This is a genomic window from Hylemonella sp. GW821-FHT12C09 (assembly GCF_058807395.1).
In genome coordinates, this window is sequence record NZ_JBXAQQ010000004.1 from 77,943 (window position 1) to 93,097 (window position 15,155).

Consider the following 15,155-nt stretch of genomic DNA (forward strand, 5'->3'; position numbering starts at 1 on the left):
CCAACTTATAGCGGGAAACATGCGTACGCCTAACTTTCCAGCCATCCTTGCTGCTTTGATCGTGACCACGAGCTTGGGATGTTCTCTTGAAGGGGAGCGCGGGTTCAAAAGCAGTGAGACGCAATTCATGGACGAACTCGAAGCGGCGCTCGGTAGAGAAAGAGTCCCTTTCCGCAGAGACGCCGATGGGTTCATCAGGTACGAGGGCGAACATCAAGAGACGGTGGTTCGCATTCGCTCCGAGGTAGAGCGTGACCTCTACGGAGGTATTGCCGACAAGTATGAAGACAAAGAATCTCGTGATTACCTCAAGAGTCTTTTGTCATCGCGGGGAATGAAATACAGAGTGGAGAACCGGAATGACGGTGAGTGGATTCGCTGGTATCCGACGGATGATTCACAAAGAGAAGAGATACATGTGATGCTCACCAAGCACAACTTCGAAATGCAGCACCGGAAAATGCCGTCAAACTGCGATGCAGAAAAGACGCCTGCTGGCACTTCGCTTATCAAGGGCGCGTCGCAAGAAACGCGTCACGTCTGTTAGTTCAATCGTTGATTGAACAAAAAAAAGGGGCTGCATCACACAGCCCTTTTTCTTGCGTCTCTCAATGCGACCGCATCTTCGCTCGCAGCCGCGCAATCGACTGGCTGTGCAGCTGGCACACGCGGGACTCGGTGATGCCCAGCACGGCGGCGATTTCCTTGAGGTTCATGTCCTGTTCGTAGTACATGCTCATGATGTACTGCTCGCGCTCGGGCAGGCTCTTGATGGCGGTGACCAGCGAATCGCGGATACGCTGGTTGCGCAGCAGCTGCATGGGGTCGGAGTCGCCGTCGACCATGTGGCGGTCGAGAAAGCCGTCCTCGCCTTCGCTGTTGCCCGTCATGTCTTCCAGGTAGACCAGCTGCGTGCCCTTGACCTTGTAGAGCAGGGCCTGGTACTCGGCCAGTTCCATGCCCAGTTCGGCGGCGATCTCGGATTCGCTGGCCGAGCGGCCGAGCTTGTGCTCCAGGCGGGTGAGGGCGACCTCGATCTCCTTCTGGCTCTTGCGCGAGCCGCGGCTCATCCAGTCGTTCTCGCGCAGCTCGTCGATCATGGCGCCGCGGATGCGCTGGGTCGCAAAGGTTTCGAACTGCACGCCCTGGCTGGCCTCGAAACGGGTGAGCGCCTCGGACAGGCCGATCAGGCCGACCTGGATCAGGTCGTCGACCTGGATGCTGGGCGGCAGCTTGGCCATCATGTGGTGGGCCAGGCGGCGCACCAGCGGCGAGTACTGCCGGATCAGGGCGTCGCGGTCGAGCTGGCCTTTGGCGGTGTACATCAGAGGCTCCTCGCGGCGCGGGGGGCGCGGCCGGCGGCAGGGGGGGGCGTCCAGCGCGGCGGCTGCAGCGCATGTTCCAGGGTGCGCAGCGCCAGGCGCTGGATCTCCCCGGTCTGGTCGGGGCAGACGGTCAGGGCCGGCACTTCGCAGGCGAGGAAGTCCCGGGCACAGTCCTGCAGGTTCCTGCTGATGCTGTGGCCCGAGACGCGGGTGGCCAGATTGGAGTCGTCCATCACAGCCACGATGGTAGGCCTAAGTTTGCCCAGGTTCAACAACTGCTTGAGCGCGTGGTAGGCCGTCAGCAGCGCGGCGTCGCTGGCCGAGACGGGGAGCAGCGGCGACAGGCTGCTGCCCTGCAGCGTGCGCGCCAGCTCGTGCGCCGGGGCGTAGAGCAGGATCAGCTCGTAGTCGTGGAAGAGTTCGGCCAGCTGGCGCGCACGCTCGGCGCTGGCGGCGGGTGGCGGGCTGGCCTGGGGTGTGCCCAGGGCGGTCAGGCCCAGGGCGGCCGGCACGATGGCCCAGTCGTCCGGCCCCTGGCCGAGGTGGCTCAGCTCGTCGCTGTCCCTCAGCAGTTGCTGCAGGCCGGGCTGGGCTTCGGATTCGCGCACGTGTGCATCGAGCACCACCACCGGATAATCCAGCGCCGTCCAGGCCGCGCACAGTTGCCAGAGCAGGGGCAGCTCGCTGCGGCGGTCGCCGTGACTGGCCAGGGCGACGATGCGCGGGGCCTGTTCGGCGGCCATGGCGGCCAGACCGGCGGCCTGGTGGCTGTCGGTGTCAAGCATGCAGTTGTCCCTGTACGTGCAGGCCCTGGGCGGCGGCCTGCGCGAAATACAGGCCCAGTTCAGCCATCTGCGGGTCGTGGGCCGATTTGCCCGAGGAGCGCATGGACTGCCTGACCAGTTGTTCGGCATTGGCGCGCTCCAGGTCCTCGGGCACGCGCTGGCCGTTGCTCACGCCGCGCAACACGAGGTGGTGGCGGATGACGCTGTCCAGCGCGGGGCCGAGCTTGACGGCCTCGTCGGTCTTGGTCAGCACGGCCTGCCTGGCGCCGAAGTTGGCCACGGCCTCGTCCTGGGTGTCGCCATGGCTGGCGGCGTTGAGCACCAGCAGGCGTTTGATCTGCGGCAGGTCCAGCACGTCGAGGATGTCGCGCTTGCGCGGATCGCGCGGGGCCACGCCGGTGGTGTCGATGATGACCAGCTTGCGGTTGGACAGCAGGCCCAGCAGATCCTGCAGGGCGGCGCGGTCGTGCGCCATATGGGCCACCACGCCCAGCATGCGGCCGTAGGCGCGCAGCTGCTCGTGGGCGCCGATGCGGTAGCTGTCCAGGGTGATCAGGCCCACGCTGCCGGCGCCGTGTATGCGTGCGCACTGTGCGGCCAGCTTGGCGGCGGTGGTGGTCTTGCCCACGCCGGTGGTGCCGACCAGGGCGAAGACGCCGCCTTCGTCCTTCAGCGCGGGGCCGCCGGCGTCGGTCTTGATGTTGCGCGTGAGCACGCCCAGCAGCCAGAGCATGGCCTCGGCCGGACTGGCGTCGTCGGGCATCATGCTCAGCACGGCGCGCGCCAGGGCGGGCGAGTAGCCGGAGCGGATGAGCTTGAGCGTGAGGTTGGCGCGGATCGGGCTCTGCTTGGTCTGGCCCAGCCAGGCCAGGGTGCTGAAGCGTTCCTCGATCAGGTCCTTCATGGCGCTGAGTTCGTTGACCAGGCCCTGGGGCACGGCGGCCGGGGTGGCCGCCACGGGGGCCGGGGCGACGGGCAAGGGCGCGGGGGCGGCCACGGCCTTGCGCGCGGGCGGCGGTGCGACCTCAGGATCGGGCGGGATGATTTCGTAGGCGGAGCGTGCGGACAGGGGCGCTGCGGCCTTGGCCTGTTGCTGGGCTTCGGCGCGGCGCTGCAGCATGCGTTCGCGCACATAGTCCTGGAAGGAGAGTGTGCTCATGGCCAGCTGGGCGGCGTCTTCTTCCACCGGGGTCTGGGCGGCGGCACGCACGGCGGCGGGGCTGGGCGCGGGGGCGGCCTTGGCGCGGGGGGCGGGGGCCACGGGGGCAGCGGCGGTCGAGGCGGCGGGGAGGCTCTGGTCCAGTGTGGCCAGCGCGTCTTCGGTGGTGGCCACCACTTCCACGCCTTGCGGGGTCTGGCGGTTGGAGAGGATCAGCGTGCCGTCGCCGAAGACCATGCGGGCCTTGGCCAGGGCCTCGCGGGTGGTGGCAGCGTAAAAGCGTTGGATGTTCATGTCAGGGCACCTCGAAGGATCGGGCCGATGCGGATGGAATGGGTTTCAGGAATCTCGCTGTGCGCCAGCACCTGCATGCGCGGCGCGGCGCGGCGCACCAGGCGCGCGATGGAATTGCGGATCGGGTCGGGCACCAGCAGGCAGGCCGGCACGCCGGTCTCTTCCTGTTTCATGGCCACGGTGGCGGCGTTGCGCGTGAGCATGTCCGCCACGCCGGGGTCCAGCGCCGGGCCGCCGGCATGCCCCAGGGCCTGCACCAGCAGGCGCTCCAGCGGCGGGTCGATGGCGATGACGTTGAGTTCCTTGGACGGGCCGTAGATCTGCTGCACGATGGCCGGCGACAGCGCCACGCGCACCCGCTTGGCCAGTTCGTTCGGATCGCTGACGGTGGTGGCGTGCTCGGCGATGGTCTCGATGATGGTGCGGATGTCGCGGATGTGCACCGACTCCTCCAGCAGCAGCTGCAGGACTTTCTGGAACACGGCAATCGAGATCATCTTGGGGACCACTTCTTCGATCAGTTTCGGTGCCAGCCGGCTGACGTGCTCGACCAGCTGCTGGGTCTCGGTACGGCTGAGCAGCTTGGCGGCGTGGACCTGCATCAAGTGTGACAAATGGGTGGCCATCACGGTCTCGGAATCAACGACCGTAAAGCCGGCCATTTGGGCAGCTTCCTTCTGGCGCTCGTCGATCCAGTGCGCGGGCAGGCCGAAGGCCGGGTCGGTGGTGGCGGTGCCGATCAGCGGCGTGGTGATGCCGCCGGGGTTGATGGCCAGGTACATGCCGGGGAAGGCTTCGCCGTCGCCCACGACCACACCGCGCAGGCTGATGCGGTAGCCGCTGGGCTTGAGTTCCAGGTTGTCGCGCACGTGCACGGGCGGGGGCAGGAAACCCACTTCCTGCGCGAACTTGCGGCGCACGCCCTTGATGCGCGTGAGCAGGTCGCCCGAGCGGTTCTTGTCGACCAGCGTGATGAGGCGGTAGCCCAGTTCCAGGCCGAGCTGGTCCACGGGTTGCAGGTCGTCCCAGCTGGCTTCGCCGTCGCCCTGCGCCACGGGCGCTGCGCTAGCCTCTTCGGCGGGCGGCGGCTTGTGCGCCAGCACCCAGGCGGCGTAGCCGATCAGGGCGGCGATGGAGAGGAAGACCACATTGGGCATGCCGGGAATCAGGCCCAGCACGGTCAGGATGCCGGCGGTGATGCCCAGCGCGCGCGGCGAGACGAACATCTGGTCGGCGATCTGGCGCCCGAGGTCCTGTTCCTTGCCCACGCGCGAGACCACCATGGCGGCCGAGACCGAGATCAGCAGGCCGGGGATCTGCGCCACCAGCGCGTCGCCCACGGCCAGCAGGATGTAGCTGTCGGCGGCCTGGCCGGCGCTCAGGTTGTGCTGCAGCATGCCGATGACGAAGCCGCCGATGATGTTGATGAAGAGGATCAGGATGCCGGCGATGGCATCGCCGCGCACGAACTTGGAGGCGCCGTCCATGGAGCCGAAGAAGTCGGCTTCCTCGCTGACCTCGGCGCGGCGGCGCTTGGCTTCCTTCTCGTCGATCATGCCCGCCGACAGGTCGGCGTCCACCGCCATCTGCTTGCCGGGCATGGCGTCCAGGGCGAAACGCGCCGAGACCTCGGCAATGCGTTCGGCGCCCTTGGTCACCACCACGAAGTTGATCACCACCAGGATGGCAAAGACGATCAGGCCGACGGCGAAGTTGCCGCCGATCAGGAAGTGGCCGAAGGCTTCGATCACCGCGCCGGCCGCGCCCGGGCCGGTGTGGCCGTCGAGCAGCACCACGCGTGTGGACGCCACGTTGAGCGACAGGCGCATCAGCGTGGTCAGCAGCAGCACGGCCGGGAAGGAGGCGAAGTCCAGCGGGCGCAGCATGTAGGCGGCCACCATCATGACCATCAGCGCCACGGCGATGTTGATGGTGAAGAGGATGTCGAGCACCCAGGCCGGCAGCGGCAACACCATCATGGCGAGGATGGCGACGACCAGCAGCGGCGCGGCGGCGCCCGAGAGCATGGCGGCGTGGCGGCCGAAGCGGCCTTGCAGGGTCTGGAGTAGCGGGTTCATGCGGCGCTCGGTTTCGGTTGGGCCATGTTCGGCGTCTTGGGCTGCAGCGGGTCAAGTCCGGGCGGCACGGGCGGCTGCGGCGGCTCGCCCGGCATGGGGCCTTCGCCGCGCATGGCGGCGCGCAGGCGGTAGATGTAGGCCAGCACCTGGGCCACGGCGGTGTACAGGCTGGCGGGGATGTCCTGGTCGAGTTCGGCGTGGGCGTAGAGCGCACGCGCCAGCACCGGCGACTGCAGCACCGGCACCTCGTGCGCCTTGGCGATGTCGCGGATCTTCATGGCCAGCAGGTCGGCGCCCTTGGAGATGACGCGCGGCGCGCTCATGGTCTTCTCGTCGTATTGCACGGCCACGGCATAGTGCGTGGGGTTCATGAGGATGAAGTCAGCCCGGGGCACGGCCTTGATGCTGCCGCGCTGGGCGATCTCGCGGGCCTTCTGGCGGCGCTGGCCCTTCATCTGCGGGTTGCCTTCGGACTCCTTGTGCTCGTCGCGCATTTCCTTGAGCGACATCTTGAGCTCGGACTGGTGCAGGAAGTTCTGCAGCGGCAGGTCCACCAGCGCCACCAGCATGACCACTGCCAGCAGCAGGCTGGTGCCGGTGAGCAGCCATTCGAACATCTGGCCCAGCGCGCCCACCGAGGGCTGCATCACCAGGGCCGCCACCGAGGGCAGGGTGGAGTGGATGAAGGCCGCCGCCAGTGCCAGGATGAAGAACATGATGAAGGTGGTCTTGGCGGTTTCGGCCAGCTTCTTCTTGGAGACCAGGCCCTTGAGGCCGGCCAGGGGGCTGAGTCGCGTGAGGTCCGGCATGATGGGCTTGAGGCTGAGCACCCAGCCGCCCGAAGCCAGCGTGCCCAGCACCGCGATGCTGGTGACGATGAGCGCGAAGACCACGCAGCCGATCAGGCCGGTGAGGGCCATGGCCTGCAGGCGATCGAGCATGCTGCCCGTCTGCAGGGCCACGGCTGCGTCGAAGGTGAGCTGCCGTCCCATGGCCAGCTTGAGCTCGCCGTACATATAGGGGGCCAGGAACAGGAGGGTGAGGGCGCCACCGCCGAGCACCGCCAGGTGTCCGAGGTCGCGTGAGCGCGCGACCTGGCCGTCTTCGCGCGCCCGCTGCAGCTTGCGCGGCGAAGCGGGTAAATTGCGGTCCTGACTGCTGGAATCCATGGTGGCGCGACGCTGAAGTTCACGCCATTGTCGTCAAGGGGTGCCGTAACTAAAGGCCGAAAAGACCGGCCTTTCCCCCCTTGATCCGGAGGAGGACTTTAGCGATCCGCGGCGCCACCCGAAGCGCGAGGGGCCAAGACCAGGACACCCGCGGAACTGGCTCTGCCAGGCCGCTGGGTGCGCGCCCCTCCCGCCGAAGGCGAGAAAGGGGCTGAGGGCTGCGGCTCCAAGCCCGCCTGCGCAGGCTTGGACAGCCCGAAGAGCTACGGCCTTTGGCCGTCAGCACCGAGCGGCGTAAGCCGCTCGGGGGGTGGTTCTTTAGAACCCCAGGCTCGCCAGCAGGTCGTCGACCTGGGATTGGCTGGTGACCACATCCGTGCTGTTGCCAGGATCGACCACGGGGCCGGAGAGCACCACATCGGCCACCCCGAGCGGGGCGGCAGCGGACGCCGGGGCGCTCACGCGGGACTGCAGCTCGGGCGGGGCGGTCTGGATCAGCAGTTCGACCAGCTGGTCTTCGATGACGGTGGCCAGGTTGACCACGCGGGCGATGACCTGACCGGTCAGGTCGTGGAAGTCCTGCGCCATCATGATCTCGGTCAGGTGCTGGTCGACCTCGCCATTGGCTTTTTCCAGGTCGGTCAGGAAATTCATGATGTGGCCCTTGGCCACGGCGGCCACCGGGTCCGCCACCAGCAGGGCGATCATGTGCCGGGTCTGGGCTGCGATGTGGTCGTGCTGGGTCTTGGCCTGGTCGACGCGGTTGAGCACCTTTTCGGCGGCTTCACCGGTCAGGCGGGCGATGTACGAGAGGCGCGATTTGGCATCGGGCAGTTCCCCGGCCGTGCCTTGCAGCTTTTCGGCATAACCCAGCTCATGCAAGGCATCGTGCAGCTGACGTGTGAGCTGGCCGATCTTGTGGTGGACGTCCGGAGCAGCGTCCGGGGAAGCGGCGTCCCCGGCGTTATGGGCAGAGGCGCTGGCTTCCATGATTCAGGCAAGCCCCGCTTTTTTGAGGATGTGGATCACCTTGTCTTCCAGGGTGGCCTTGGTGAAGGGCTTGACGATATACCCGGCGGCGCCCTGCTGGGCGGCGAGCACGATGTCTTCCTTGCGCGCCTCGGCGGTGACCATCAGCACGGGGATGTGCTTGAGCTTCTCGTCCTTCTTGATCTCGGCCAGCAGCTGGAAGCCGTTCATGTTCGGCATGTTGATGTCGCTGACGACGAAGTCGAAATTGGTGGTGCGCAGCTTCTGCAATGCGACGACACCATCCTCGGCTTCGTCGCAATCGGAAAAACCACTCTCCTTGAGCAGATTGCGCACGATGCGTCGCATCGTGGAGAAGTCGTCGACAACCAGGAATCGGGGGTTGGCCATGGCTGAGCCTTTCTGTTCTATTGGGGCAGATTATCGCAAGTCCGGGCGATGACCAAGTCTTTCGGATGCTTTGCAGTGGGGTTCATTGTGCCGGGGTTGCCGGCGCAGGTGGGGGCGCAGGCGCCTGGGCGGGTGGGGCGGCGACCTCGGGCTCAGCCAGCACGGGCACCCGGCTGGTGCCCAGCAGGCGCTCCTCGGCCTCGCGGGTCAGGACCATGATGCTGATGCGCCGGTTCACCGGCGCCAGGGGCTGGTCCGGCTCCAGCAGCACGCTGGAGGCCAGGCCGGTCACGCGGATCAGCTTGTCCTCGGGCATGCCGGCGAGCACCAGTTCGCGGCGCGAGGCATTGGCGCGGTCGGCCGAGAGCTCCCAGTTGCTGTAGCCGCGGTCGCCGCTGCCGTAGGGGGTCTGGTCGGTGTGGCCGTCCAGGCTGATGCGGTTTTCCACACCATTGAGGGCGGCGCCGATCTCGCGCAGGATTTCGCGCATATAAGGCTGCACCACGGCGCTGCCGCTGGTGAACATGGGGCGGCCCTGGTCGTCGACGATCTGGATCTGCAGGCCGTCGGGGGTGGTTTCCAGGCGGATCTGGTTGCTGTACTGGGCCAGCTTCTTGTTGTTGGAGATGGCCGCGCTGATCTTGGCGCTCAGGGCGGCCAGGCGCTTGGCATCCTGCCGGGCGGCATCGGCGCGCGCCTGTTCGAGGGCGCGCCTTTTTTTCATGGGGTCCGCACTTTCACCCTGATGCTGCTGACCCACCTGTTGCGTCAGGTCGGCACCGCCTCCGGGCAGGATGGTGGGGCTGGCGCCCGCGCCGCTGCCGCCGGCCATGGCGACCTTGAGCGGAGAGCTGAAGTAGTCGGACAGGCCCTTGAGGTCGCCCTTGGAGGTCGAGCCCAGCAGCCACATCAGCAGGAAGAAGGCCATCATGGCGGTCACGAAGTCGGCGTAGGCGATCTTCCAGGCGCCGCCATGCGCGGCGTGCCCGGTCTTCTTGACCTTCTTGACGATGATGGGCTGGAGCTTTTTGGCGTCGGAGGCCATGGCTAACCTGGTCGGTGCGTCGGCTTACTTCTTGCCGCGCACGTGGCTTTCGAGTTCGATGAAGGTCGGGCGCTCGGTCGAGAACAGCACCTTGCGGCCGAACTCGATGGCGGTGGAGGGGTTGTAGCCCTGCATGCTGGCCAGCAAGGTGGACTTGATGCACTCCAGTTCCTTGGCGCTGTCCTGGGCCTTCTGCTCCAGCAGGCCGCCCAGCGGCTCGACCACGCCATAGGCCAGCAGGATGCCCAGGAAGGTGCCGACCAGGGCCGAGGCGATCATGCCGCCCAGCACGGCGGGCGGCTGGCCCACCGAGCCCATGGTGTTGACCACGCCCAGCACGGCGGCCACGATGCCGAAGGCCGGCAGCGCGCCGGCCAGACGGGCGATGGCGGCGATGGGGCCGTGCGCTTCCTGGTGATGGGTCTCGATCTCGTTGTCCATCAGGGACTCGATCTCGTGCGCGTTGAGGTTGCCCGAAACCATCATGCGCAGGTAGTCGGTGGTGAACTCGACCACGTGATGGTCGCTGCCGACCACGGGGTATTTCTGGAAGATGGGCGATTCGTGCGGGTTCTCGACGTCCTTTTCGATGGCCATCAGGCCTTCCTTGCGCGCCTTCTGCAGGATGTCGTAGAGCATGGCCATCAGCTCCAGGTAGCGCTCCTTGGTGTACTTGGAGCTCTTGAGCGCCTGCGGGATCATGGCGATGGTCGCCTTGAGCACCTTGGGCTGGTTGTTCACGACGAAGGCACCCAGGGCGCCGCCGAAGATGGTGATCAGCTCGAAAGGCAGGGCCGTCAGGATCACGCCGATATTGCCGCCGTGCACGATGTACACCCCGAAGATGCAACCCATGGCGACGGCATAACCAATGATGACTAGCATGTTCGTGGAGGATCTTGAGGGTGGGCGGATGCGTGGGCGGATGGCCTGTGCCGGACCATTCTAGGGGAAAGGTCGGGTGGGGGGCTACGAAAAAAAGGGGGCCAATCGGCCCCCTTTTCACGAATATGGCGGTTTGCTGTCGAGCCTCAGTGCAGCAGGATGCCGCCCGCCGTGCTGCCCTTGCCGGCGCGCGCCGGCGGCTCGCACAGGCCGCAAACGTAATGGCGGGCGTTTTCATAGGGCTCGGAGACGAAATGCCCGTTGCACTTGGAGCACCGGGTCATGGCCAGCATGTTGTTGTCCACGAACTTGACCAGGCGCCAGGCGCGCGTGACCGACAGCAGGGGCTCCATCTCCAGGGTGACCATCTGCTCGCTGTAGAGGCGGAAAGCCTTCATCACGGCCTCGATGTCTTCCAGGCTGCTGGTCTTGCTCAGGTACTCGTAGATGTTGAGGAAGAGCGATGCGTGGATGTTGGGCTGCCAGGTCAGGAACCAGTCGGTCGAGAAGGGCAGCTGGCCCTTGGAGGGCGACTTGCCCGCCACTTCCTTGTACAGGCGCAGCAGGCGCTCGTAGGACAGGTCGGTCTCGCTCTCGAGCACCTGCAGCCGGGCGCCCAGCTTGATCAGGGCGACGGCGCGCTCGATCTGGCGCGATTCATTGAGGACGCTTTTGCCGGTGGCCATGTTGCGGTTCCCTGTTTCAGGTGGCTTCGGCGAAACGGCCGGCCATCAGGATGCTGGCGTGCAGGCGGGTGGTGGCGTCGTTGTCCACCTTGCGTGCGGCCTGGTTGGTCAGCAGGCTCCACACCACCTCGTCGTCCATGCGGAAGCGGCACAGCAGCATGCTGCTGGAGGCGATCTTGGAGATCTGCGCCGGGGAGAGCGCGGCCATCAGATCGGCCGACTCTTCCGAGAGCCCCAGACGGAACTGCGCCTCGGCCTTGTCTTTGCGGATCAGGTTCTGCGCCAGCATCAGGTAGGTGAGGTTGGTTTCGCGGATCTCGGCGATCATCTGTTCGTCGGTCATTTAGGTCTCCTTTACGGCGCAATTCAAAGGTTTCGCGTTGGGGTTGATTCTGAACACCGGTTGCAAAACTTGAATCAGCCAGTGGCTGTCTGTGCTGAAAGGTAATGCGTACAGGCTTGTAGGGGGAAATCCTACAAACAGGGGGCAAAGGGAATGCCATGAAATAAGAGGCGAACACCGGGCAATTCCTGTTTTCCGGCGGAGCCCGCTGCCTTATTCTTTGCGGCTATATATAGAGATACAGTCACTTTCAAGCGGCGCACCATGAAAGCAGTCATCCTGGCCGGCGGCCTGGGCACCCGGATTTCCGAGGAAACCCATCTCAAACCCAAACCGATGATCGAGATCGGGGGCAAGCCCATCCTGTGGCACATCATGAAGATCTACAGCGCCCACGGCGTCAACGACTTCGTGATCTGCTGTGGTTACCGCGGCTACGTGATCAAGGAATACTTTGCCAACTACTTCCTGCACACCTCGGACATCACCTTTGACATGGGCAGCAACCGCATGGAAATCCACCGTCGCCACGCCGAACCCTGGCGCGTGACCGTGGTCGACACCGGTGAAGAGACCATGACGGGCGGTCGCCTCAAGCGTGTGGCCGACTACGTGGCCGAGGACGAGGCCTTCTGCTTTACCTATGGCGATGGTGTGGCCGACATCAACATCGCCGAGGCCATCCGTTTTCACAAGGGGCATGGCAAGCTGGCCACTGTGACGGCCGTGCAGCCCCCGGGCCGTTATGGTGCGTTGCAGATGCAGGGCGCGCAGGTGGCCGGCTTTACCGAGAAGCCGCGCGGTGATGGCGGCCTGATCAATGGCGGTTTCTTCGTGCTCTCGCCGCGCTGCATCTCCCGCATTGCCGGCGATGCGACCAGCTGGGAGGTCGAGCCCCTGGCCGGGCTGGCCAGCGATGGCGAGCTCATGGCCTATGAGCACCACGGCTTCTGGCAGCCCATGGACACCTTGCGCGAGAAGAACATGCTGGAGGAACTCTGGGCCTCGGGCCGCGCACCCTGGAAGGTCTGGGAATGACGTACGCAGGACATGCAAGGTGAGTGACCGTCAAACCCAGGGCACCCGTGGAACCGGCTTTGCAGGGCCACTGGGTGCGCCCCCCTCGAGGGGGGAGACGCAAAGCGTCCCGGGGGGTGTTCCATCCCCTGCCTTCTGGCGCGGCAAGCGAGTGCTGCTGACCGGGCACACCGGCTTCAAGGGCGCCTGGCTGGCGCTGTGGCTGCAGCGCCTCGGCGCGCAGCTCACCGGCCTGGCGCTGGCGCCGGCCACCCAACCCAATCTCTTCGAGCTCGCCGGCCTGGCCGGTGACATGGACCACCGCCTGGCCGACATCCGCGATGCGGGTGCCGTCGCCCGGGTGGTGCAGCAGACCCGCCCCGAGATCGTGTTGCACCTGGCCGCCCAGGCCCTGGTGCGCGAGAGCTACCGTGACCCGGTGGCCACCTACGCCACCAATGTCATGGGCACGGTGCACCTGCTCGACGCCCTGCGGCAGCATGCCGGCACGCGCGTGGCCGTGCTGGTCACGACCGACAAGGTCTACCGCAACCACGAGTGGCACCACCCCTACCGCGAGAGCGATGAGCTGGGCGGGCACGATCCCTACAGCGCCAGCAAGGCCGCCAGCGAGATCGCCATCAGCAGCTACCGCGATGCCTTTCTGTCCGCCCAGGGCCTGGCCCTGGCCAGCGCGCGCGCCGGCAATGTGATCGGCGGCGGCGACTGGGCGGCTGACCGCCTGCTGCCCGACGCCGTGCGCGCCTGGCAAAGCGGCCAGACCCTGAGTATCCGGCGGCCGCAGGCCACGCGCCCCTGGCAGCATGTGCTGGAGCCGCTGGCCGCTTACCTCTGCCTGGCCCAGGCCCTGTGGCAGGACGCAGCGCTGGCCGGTGCCTGGAATTTTGGCCCGCACGCGCATGAACGCGCCACCGTGCAGCAGGTGGTGGAACTGGCGCGCGGCGCCTGGGGCGGCGGCGCGGTGCATTATGAGAACGAAGCCACGGGGCCGCACGAGGCAGGCTGGCTCGCGCTCGACACCTCGAAGGCGCAGGCACAGCTGGCGTTGCGGCCGCGCTGGTCCCTGGCGCAGACGGTGCAGCGCAGCATGCGCTGGTACCTTGCGCACAAGGATGGCGCTGCCGCGCGTGCGCTGTGCCTGACCGACATCGAAGCCTGGGAAGCCGCCGCATGAGCAGCCTGAAAGTGAGCGACCTGCCCCTGGCCGGGCTCAAGCGTGTGCAACGCCAGCGTCTGGTCGACGAGCGCGGTTCCTTTGCACGCCTCTTCTGCGCCGACGAACTGGCCGCCGCCGGCTGGACCGTGCCAGTGGCCCAGGTCAACCACAGTTCCACGCGTGCGCGCGGCACGGTGCGCGGCCTGCATTACCAGCGCGCCCCGCATGCCGAGATGAAACTGGTCAGCTGCGTGCGCGGCGAGGTGTGGGACGTGGCGGTGGATCTGCGCGCCGGCTCCCCCACCTTCCTGCAGTGGCATGCGCAATTCCTGAGTGCGGCCGACGGTGCCGCGATGCTGATCCCGGCCGGTTTTGCCCACGGCTTCCAGGCCCTGAGCGACGATGCCGAACTCGTCTATTGCCATTCCGCCGCCTACGCGCCCGCCGCCGAAGCCGGCCTGCATGTGCGCGATGCCCGGCTGGCCATCAATTGGCCCCTGCCGGTGCTGGGCCTGTCGCCGCGCGATGCCGGCTTTGCCTGGCTGACGCCGGGATTCGAAGGGGTGCGCCTGTGAAATGCCGCCATTGCGCCAGCGAACTGCGCCTGCCCTTCCTCGATCTGGGCAGCGCCCCGCCGTCCAACGCTTATCTGAAGCCGCAGGACCTGCAGGCACCCGAGACCTGGTACCCGCTGCGCCTGCTGGTCTGCACCTCCTGCTGGCTGGTGCAGACCGAGGACCATGCCGGGCGGGAGCAGCTCTTCAGTGACGACTACGCCTACTTCAGCTCCTTTTCCTCCTCCTGGCTGGCGCATGCGCAGGCCTATGTGCAGGCCATGCGCACGCGTTTCGGCCTGAATGCAGCAAGTTGCGTGGTGGAAGTGGCGGCCAACGACGGTTACCTGCTGCAGTACGTAAAGCAGGCCGGGGTGCCCTGCTACGGCATCGAGCCCACGGCCAGCACGGCCGCGGCAGCGCGTGCCAAGGGCATAGCGATCGTCGAACGCTTCTTCGGCGTGGCGCTGGCGCGCGAGCTGGTCGCCCAGGGCCGGCAGGCTGACCTGATGGCGGCCAACAACGTGCTGGCCCATGTGCCCGACATCAACGACTTCGTGGCCGGCTTTGCCCTGCTGCTCAAGCCCCAGGGCGTGGCGACCTTCGAGTTCCCGCACCTGCTGCGCATGGTGCAGGCGTGCCAGTTCGACACCGCCTACCACGAGCACTACTCCTACCTTTCACTTACTGCGGTGCAGCGCATCTTCGCGGCCAACGGTCTGCAGGTCTTCGACGTGGAGGAACTGCCCACACACGGCGGCAGCCTGCGCGTGTTTGCGCAGCGCAGCGATGGCGGGCCCCATCCCGTGGGGGCGGCAGTATCCGACCTGCTGGCGCGCGAGCAGGCTGCGGGCATGACGGCGCCGGGTTTTTACGTCGGCTTCCAGCATGAGGCCGAGCGCGTCAAGCGCGAACTGCTGGAGTTCCTGCTGCAGGCGAAACGCGAGGGGCTCAAGGTCGGCGCCTATGGCGCGGCCGCCAAAGGCAACACCCTGCTGAACTTCGCCGGCGTGCGGTCGGATCTGCTGCCTTATGTGGTGGACCTGAACCCGGCCAAGCAGGGCAAGTACATGCCCGGCAGCCGCATTCCCATCGTGGCCGAGGCGCATCTGCGCCAGGACCGGCCGGACCGGGTGCTGATCCTGCCGTGGAACCTGCGCACGGAAATCACGGCCCAGCTGGCCTACATCCGCGACTGGGGTGGTCGTTTCGTCACGGCTGTGCCGAACCTGCAGGTCGATTGAACGGACGCGACGCG

Annotated in this window: 16 protein-coding genes; 5 read left to right on the plus strand and 11 right to left on the minus strand. The window is 66.5% G+C overall.

What is annotated here, in order from left to right; genetic code table 11:
* Positions 1 to 127 precede the first annotated feature (127 nt).
* Positions 128 to 547, plus strand: a complete 420-nt coding sequence (locus AC1RRP_RS08310; RefSeq protein WP_493035056.1) for a hypothetical protein — start codon at positions 128 to 130, stop codon at positions 545 to 547.
* 61 nt (positions 548 to 608) lie between these two features.
* Here the strand turns inward: AC1RRP_RS08310 and AC1RRP_RS08315 are convergent, their stop codons facing one another.
* The 11 genes from AC1RRP_RS08315 to flhD form a co-directional block, all read right to left on the minus strand.
* Positions 609 to 1,325, minus strand: coding sequence for an RNA polymerase sigma factor FliA (locus AC1RRP_RS08315; protein WP_493035058.1), 717 nt, complete (start codon positions 1,323 to 1,325; stop codon positions 609 to 611).
* Positions 1,325 to 2,110 carry a MinD/ParA family ATP-binding protein gene (locus AC1RRP_RS08320; RefSeq protein WP_493035060.1) on the minus strand — a complete coding sequence of 262 codons (786 nt, stop codon included), beginning with the start codon at positions 2,108 to 2,110 and terminating at the stop codon, positions 1,325 to 1,327. Before AC1RRP_RS08320 ends, AC1RRP_RS08315 begins: the two co-directional genes overlap by 1 nt.
* Positions 2,103 to 3,563: a flagellar biosynthesis GTPase FlhF gene (gene flhF / locus AC1RRP_RS08325; RefSeq protein WP_493035061.1), complete on the minus strand. Its 1,461-nt coding sequence runs from the start codon at positions 3,561 to 3,563 to the stop codon at positions 2,103 to 2,105. The genes AC1RRP_RS08320 and flhF overlap by 8 nt, the downstream gene beginning before the upstream one ends.
* Positions 3,560 to 5,641 carry a flagellar biosynthesis protein FlhA gene (gene flhA, locus AC1RRP_RS08330; protein WP_493035063.1) on the minus strand — a complete coding sequence of 694 codons (2,082 nt, stop codon included), beginning with the start codon at positions 5,639 to 5,641 and terminating at the stop codon, positions 3,560 to 3,562. The genes flhF and flhA overlap by 4 nt, the downstream gene beginning before the upstream one ends.
* Positions 5,638 to 6,810, minus strand: coding sequence for an EscU/YscU/HrcU family type III secretion system export apparatus switch protein (locus tag AC1RRP_RS08335; protein ID WP_493035065.1), 1,173 nt, complete (start codon positions 6,808 to 6,810; stop codon positions 5,638 to 5,640). The genes flhA and AC1RRP_RS08335 overlap by 4 nt, the downstream gene beginning before the upstream one ends.
* 318 nt (positions 6,811 to 7,128) lie before the next feature.
* The gene (locus AC1RRP_RS08340) at positions 7,129 to 7,800 is read right to left on the minus strand and encodes a protein phosphatase CheZ (protein WP_493035067.1); all 672 of its coding nucleotides are present in this window, start codon (positions 7,798 to 7,800) and stop codon (positions 7,129 to 7,131) included.
* A gap of 3 nt (positions 7,801 to 7,803) precedes the next feature.
* Positions 7,804 to 8,190 carry a response regulator gene (locus tag AC1RRP_RS08345; RefSeq protein WP_493035069.1) on the minus strand — a complete coding sequence of 129 codons (387 nt, stop codon included), beginning with the start codon at positions 8,188 to 8,190 and terminating at the stop codon, positions 7,804 to 7,806.
* Between the two features lie 82 nt (positions 8,191 to 8,272).
* The gene (gene motB, locus AC1RRP_RS08350) at positions 8,273 to 9,235 is read right to left on the minus strand and encodes a flagellar motor protein MotB (RefSeq protein ID WP_493035071.1); all 963 of its coding nucleotides are present in this window, start codon (positions 9,233 to 9,235) and stop codon (positions 8,273 to 8,275) included.
* Positions 9,236 to 9,259: 24 nt separating this feature from the next.
* A complete protein-coding gene (gene motA / locus AC1RRP_RS08355; RefSeq protein WP_493035073.1) occupies positions 9,260 to 10,120 on the minus strand; it encodes a flagellar motor stator protein MotA in 861 nt (286 codons plus the stop codon).
* A 146-nt stretch (positions 10,121 to 10,266) separates the two neighbouring features.
* The gene (flhC, locus tag AC1RRP_RS08360; RefSeq protein ID WP_493035075.1) at positions 10,267 to 10,806 is read right to left on the minus strand and encodes a flagellar transcriptional regulator FlhC; all 540 of its coding nucleotides are present in this window, start codon (positions 10,804 to 10,806) and stop codon (positions 10,267 to 10,269) included.
* Positions 10,807 to 10,822: 16 nt separating this feature from the next.
* Positions 10,823 to 11,149 (minus strand): flagellar transcriptional regulator FlhD, encoded by a 327-nt coding sequence (gene flhD, locus AC1RRP_RS08365; RefSeq protein ID WP_493035078.1) that lies wholly within the window; start codon positions 11,147 to 11,149, stop codon positions 10,823 to 10,825.
* 264 nt (positions 11,150 to 11,413) lie between these two features.
* On the opposite strand from flhD, the gene rfbF reads away from it, so the two are divergent.
* From rfbF to AC1RRP_RS08385, 4 genes are all read left to right on the plus strand, one after another.
* A complete protein-coding gene (rfbF, locus tag AC1RRP_RS08370; protein WP_493035080.1) occupies positions 11,414 to 12,187 on the plus strand; it encodes a glucose-1-phosphate cytidylyltransferase in 774 nt (257 codons plus the stop codon).
* A 70-nt stretch (positions 12,188 to 12,257) separates the two neighbouring features.
* Positions 12,258 to 13,361 (plus strand): CDP-glucose 4,6-dehydratase, encoded by a 1,104-nt coding sequence (rfbG, locus tag AC1RRP_RS08375; RefSeq protein WP_493035520.1) that lies wholly within the window; start codon positions 12,258 to 12,260, stop codon positions 13,359 to 13,361.
* A complete protein-coding gene (locus AC1RRP_RS08380) occupies positions 13,358 to 13,918 on the plus strand; it encodes a dTDP-4-dehydrorhamnose 3,5-epimerase family protein (protein WP_493035082.1) in 561 nt (186 codons plus the stop codon). Before rfbG ends, AC1RRP_RS08380 begins: the two co-directional genes overlap by 4 nt.
* Positions 13,915 to 15,141 carry a class I SAM-dependent methyltransferase gene (locus tag AC1RRP_RS08385; protein WP_493035084.1) on the plus strand — a complete coding sequence of 409 codons (1,227 nt, stop codon included), beginning with the start codon at positions 13,915 to 13,917 and terminating at the stop codon, positions 15,139 to 15,141. Before AC1RRP_RS08380 ends, AC1RRP_RS08385 begins: the two co-directional genes overlap by 4 nt.
* Positions 15,142 to 15,155 lie beyond the last annotated feature (14 nt).

Coding starts and splice junctions, on each gene's coding strand:
- AC1RRP_RS08310 (WP_493035056.1), top strand. CDS start 128: ATGGACGAACTCGAAGCGGCGCTCGGTAGAGAAAGAGTCCCTTTCCGC.
- AC1RRP_RS08315 (WP_493035058.1), bottom strand. CDS start 1,325: ATGTACACCGCCAAAGGCCAGCTCGACCGCGACGCCCTGATCCGGCAG.
- AC1RRP_RS08320 (WP_493035060.1), bottom strand. CDS start 2,110: ATGCTTGACACCGACAGCCACCAGGCCGCCGGTCTGGCCGCCATGGCC.
- flhF (WP_493035061.1), bottom strand. CDS start 3,563: ATGAACATCCAACGCTTTTACGCTGCCACCACCCGCGAGGCCCTGGCC.
- flhA (WP_493035063.1), bottom strand. CDS start 5,641: ATGAACCCGCTACTCCAGACCCTGCAAGGCCGCTTCGGCCGCCACGCC.
- AC1RRP_RS08335 (WP_493035065.1), bottom strand. CDS start 6,810: ATGGATTCCAGCAGTCAGGACCGCAATTTACCCGCTTCGCCGCGCAAG.
- AC1RRP_RS08340 (WP_493035067.1), bottom strand. CDS start 7,800: ATGGAAGCCAGCGCCTCTGCCCATAACGCCGGGGACGCCGCTTCCCCG.
- AC1RRP_RS08345 (WP_493035069.1), bottom strand. CDS start 8,190: ATGGCCAACCCCCGATTCCTGGTTGTCGACGACTTCTCCACGATGCGA.
- motB (WP_493035071.1), bottom strand. CDS start 9,235: ATGGCCTCCGACGCCAAAAAGCTCCAGCCCATCATCGTCAAGAAGGTC.
- motA (WP_493035073.1), bottom strand. CDS start 10,120: ATGCTAGTCATCATTGGTTATGCCGTCGCCATGGGTTGCATCTTCGGG.
- flhC (WP_493035075.1), bottom strand. CDS start 10,806: ATGGCCACCGGCAAAAGCGTCCTCAATGAATCGCGCCAGATCGAGCGC.
- flhD (WP_493035078.1), bottom strand. CDS start 11,149: ATGACCGACGAACAGATGATCGCCGAGATCCGCGAAACCAACCTCACC.
- rfbF (WP_493035080.1), top strand. CDS start 11,414: ATGAAAGCAGTCATCCTGGCCGGCGGCCTGGGCACCCGGATTTCCGAG.
- AC1RRP_RS08380 (WP_493035082.1), top strand. CDS start 13,358: ATGAGCAGCCTGAAAGTGAGCGACCTGCCCCTGGCCGGGCTCAAGCGT.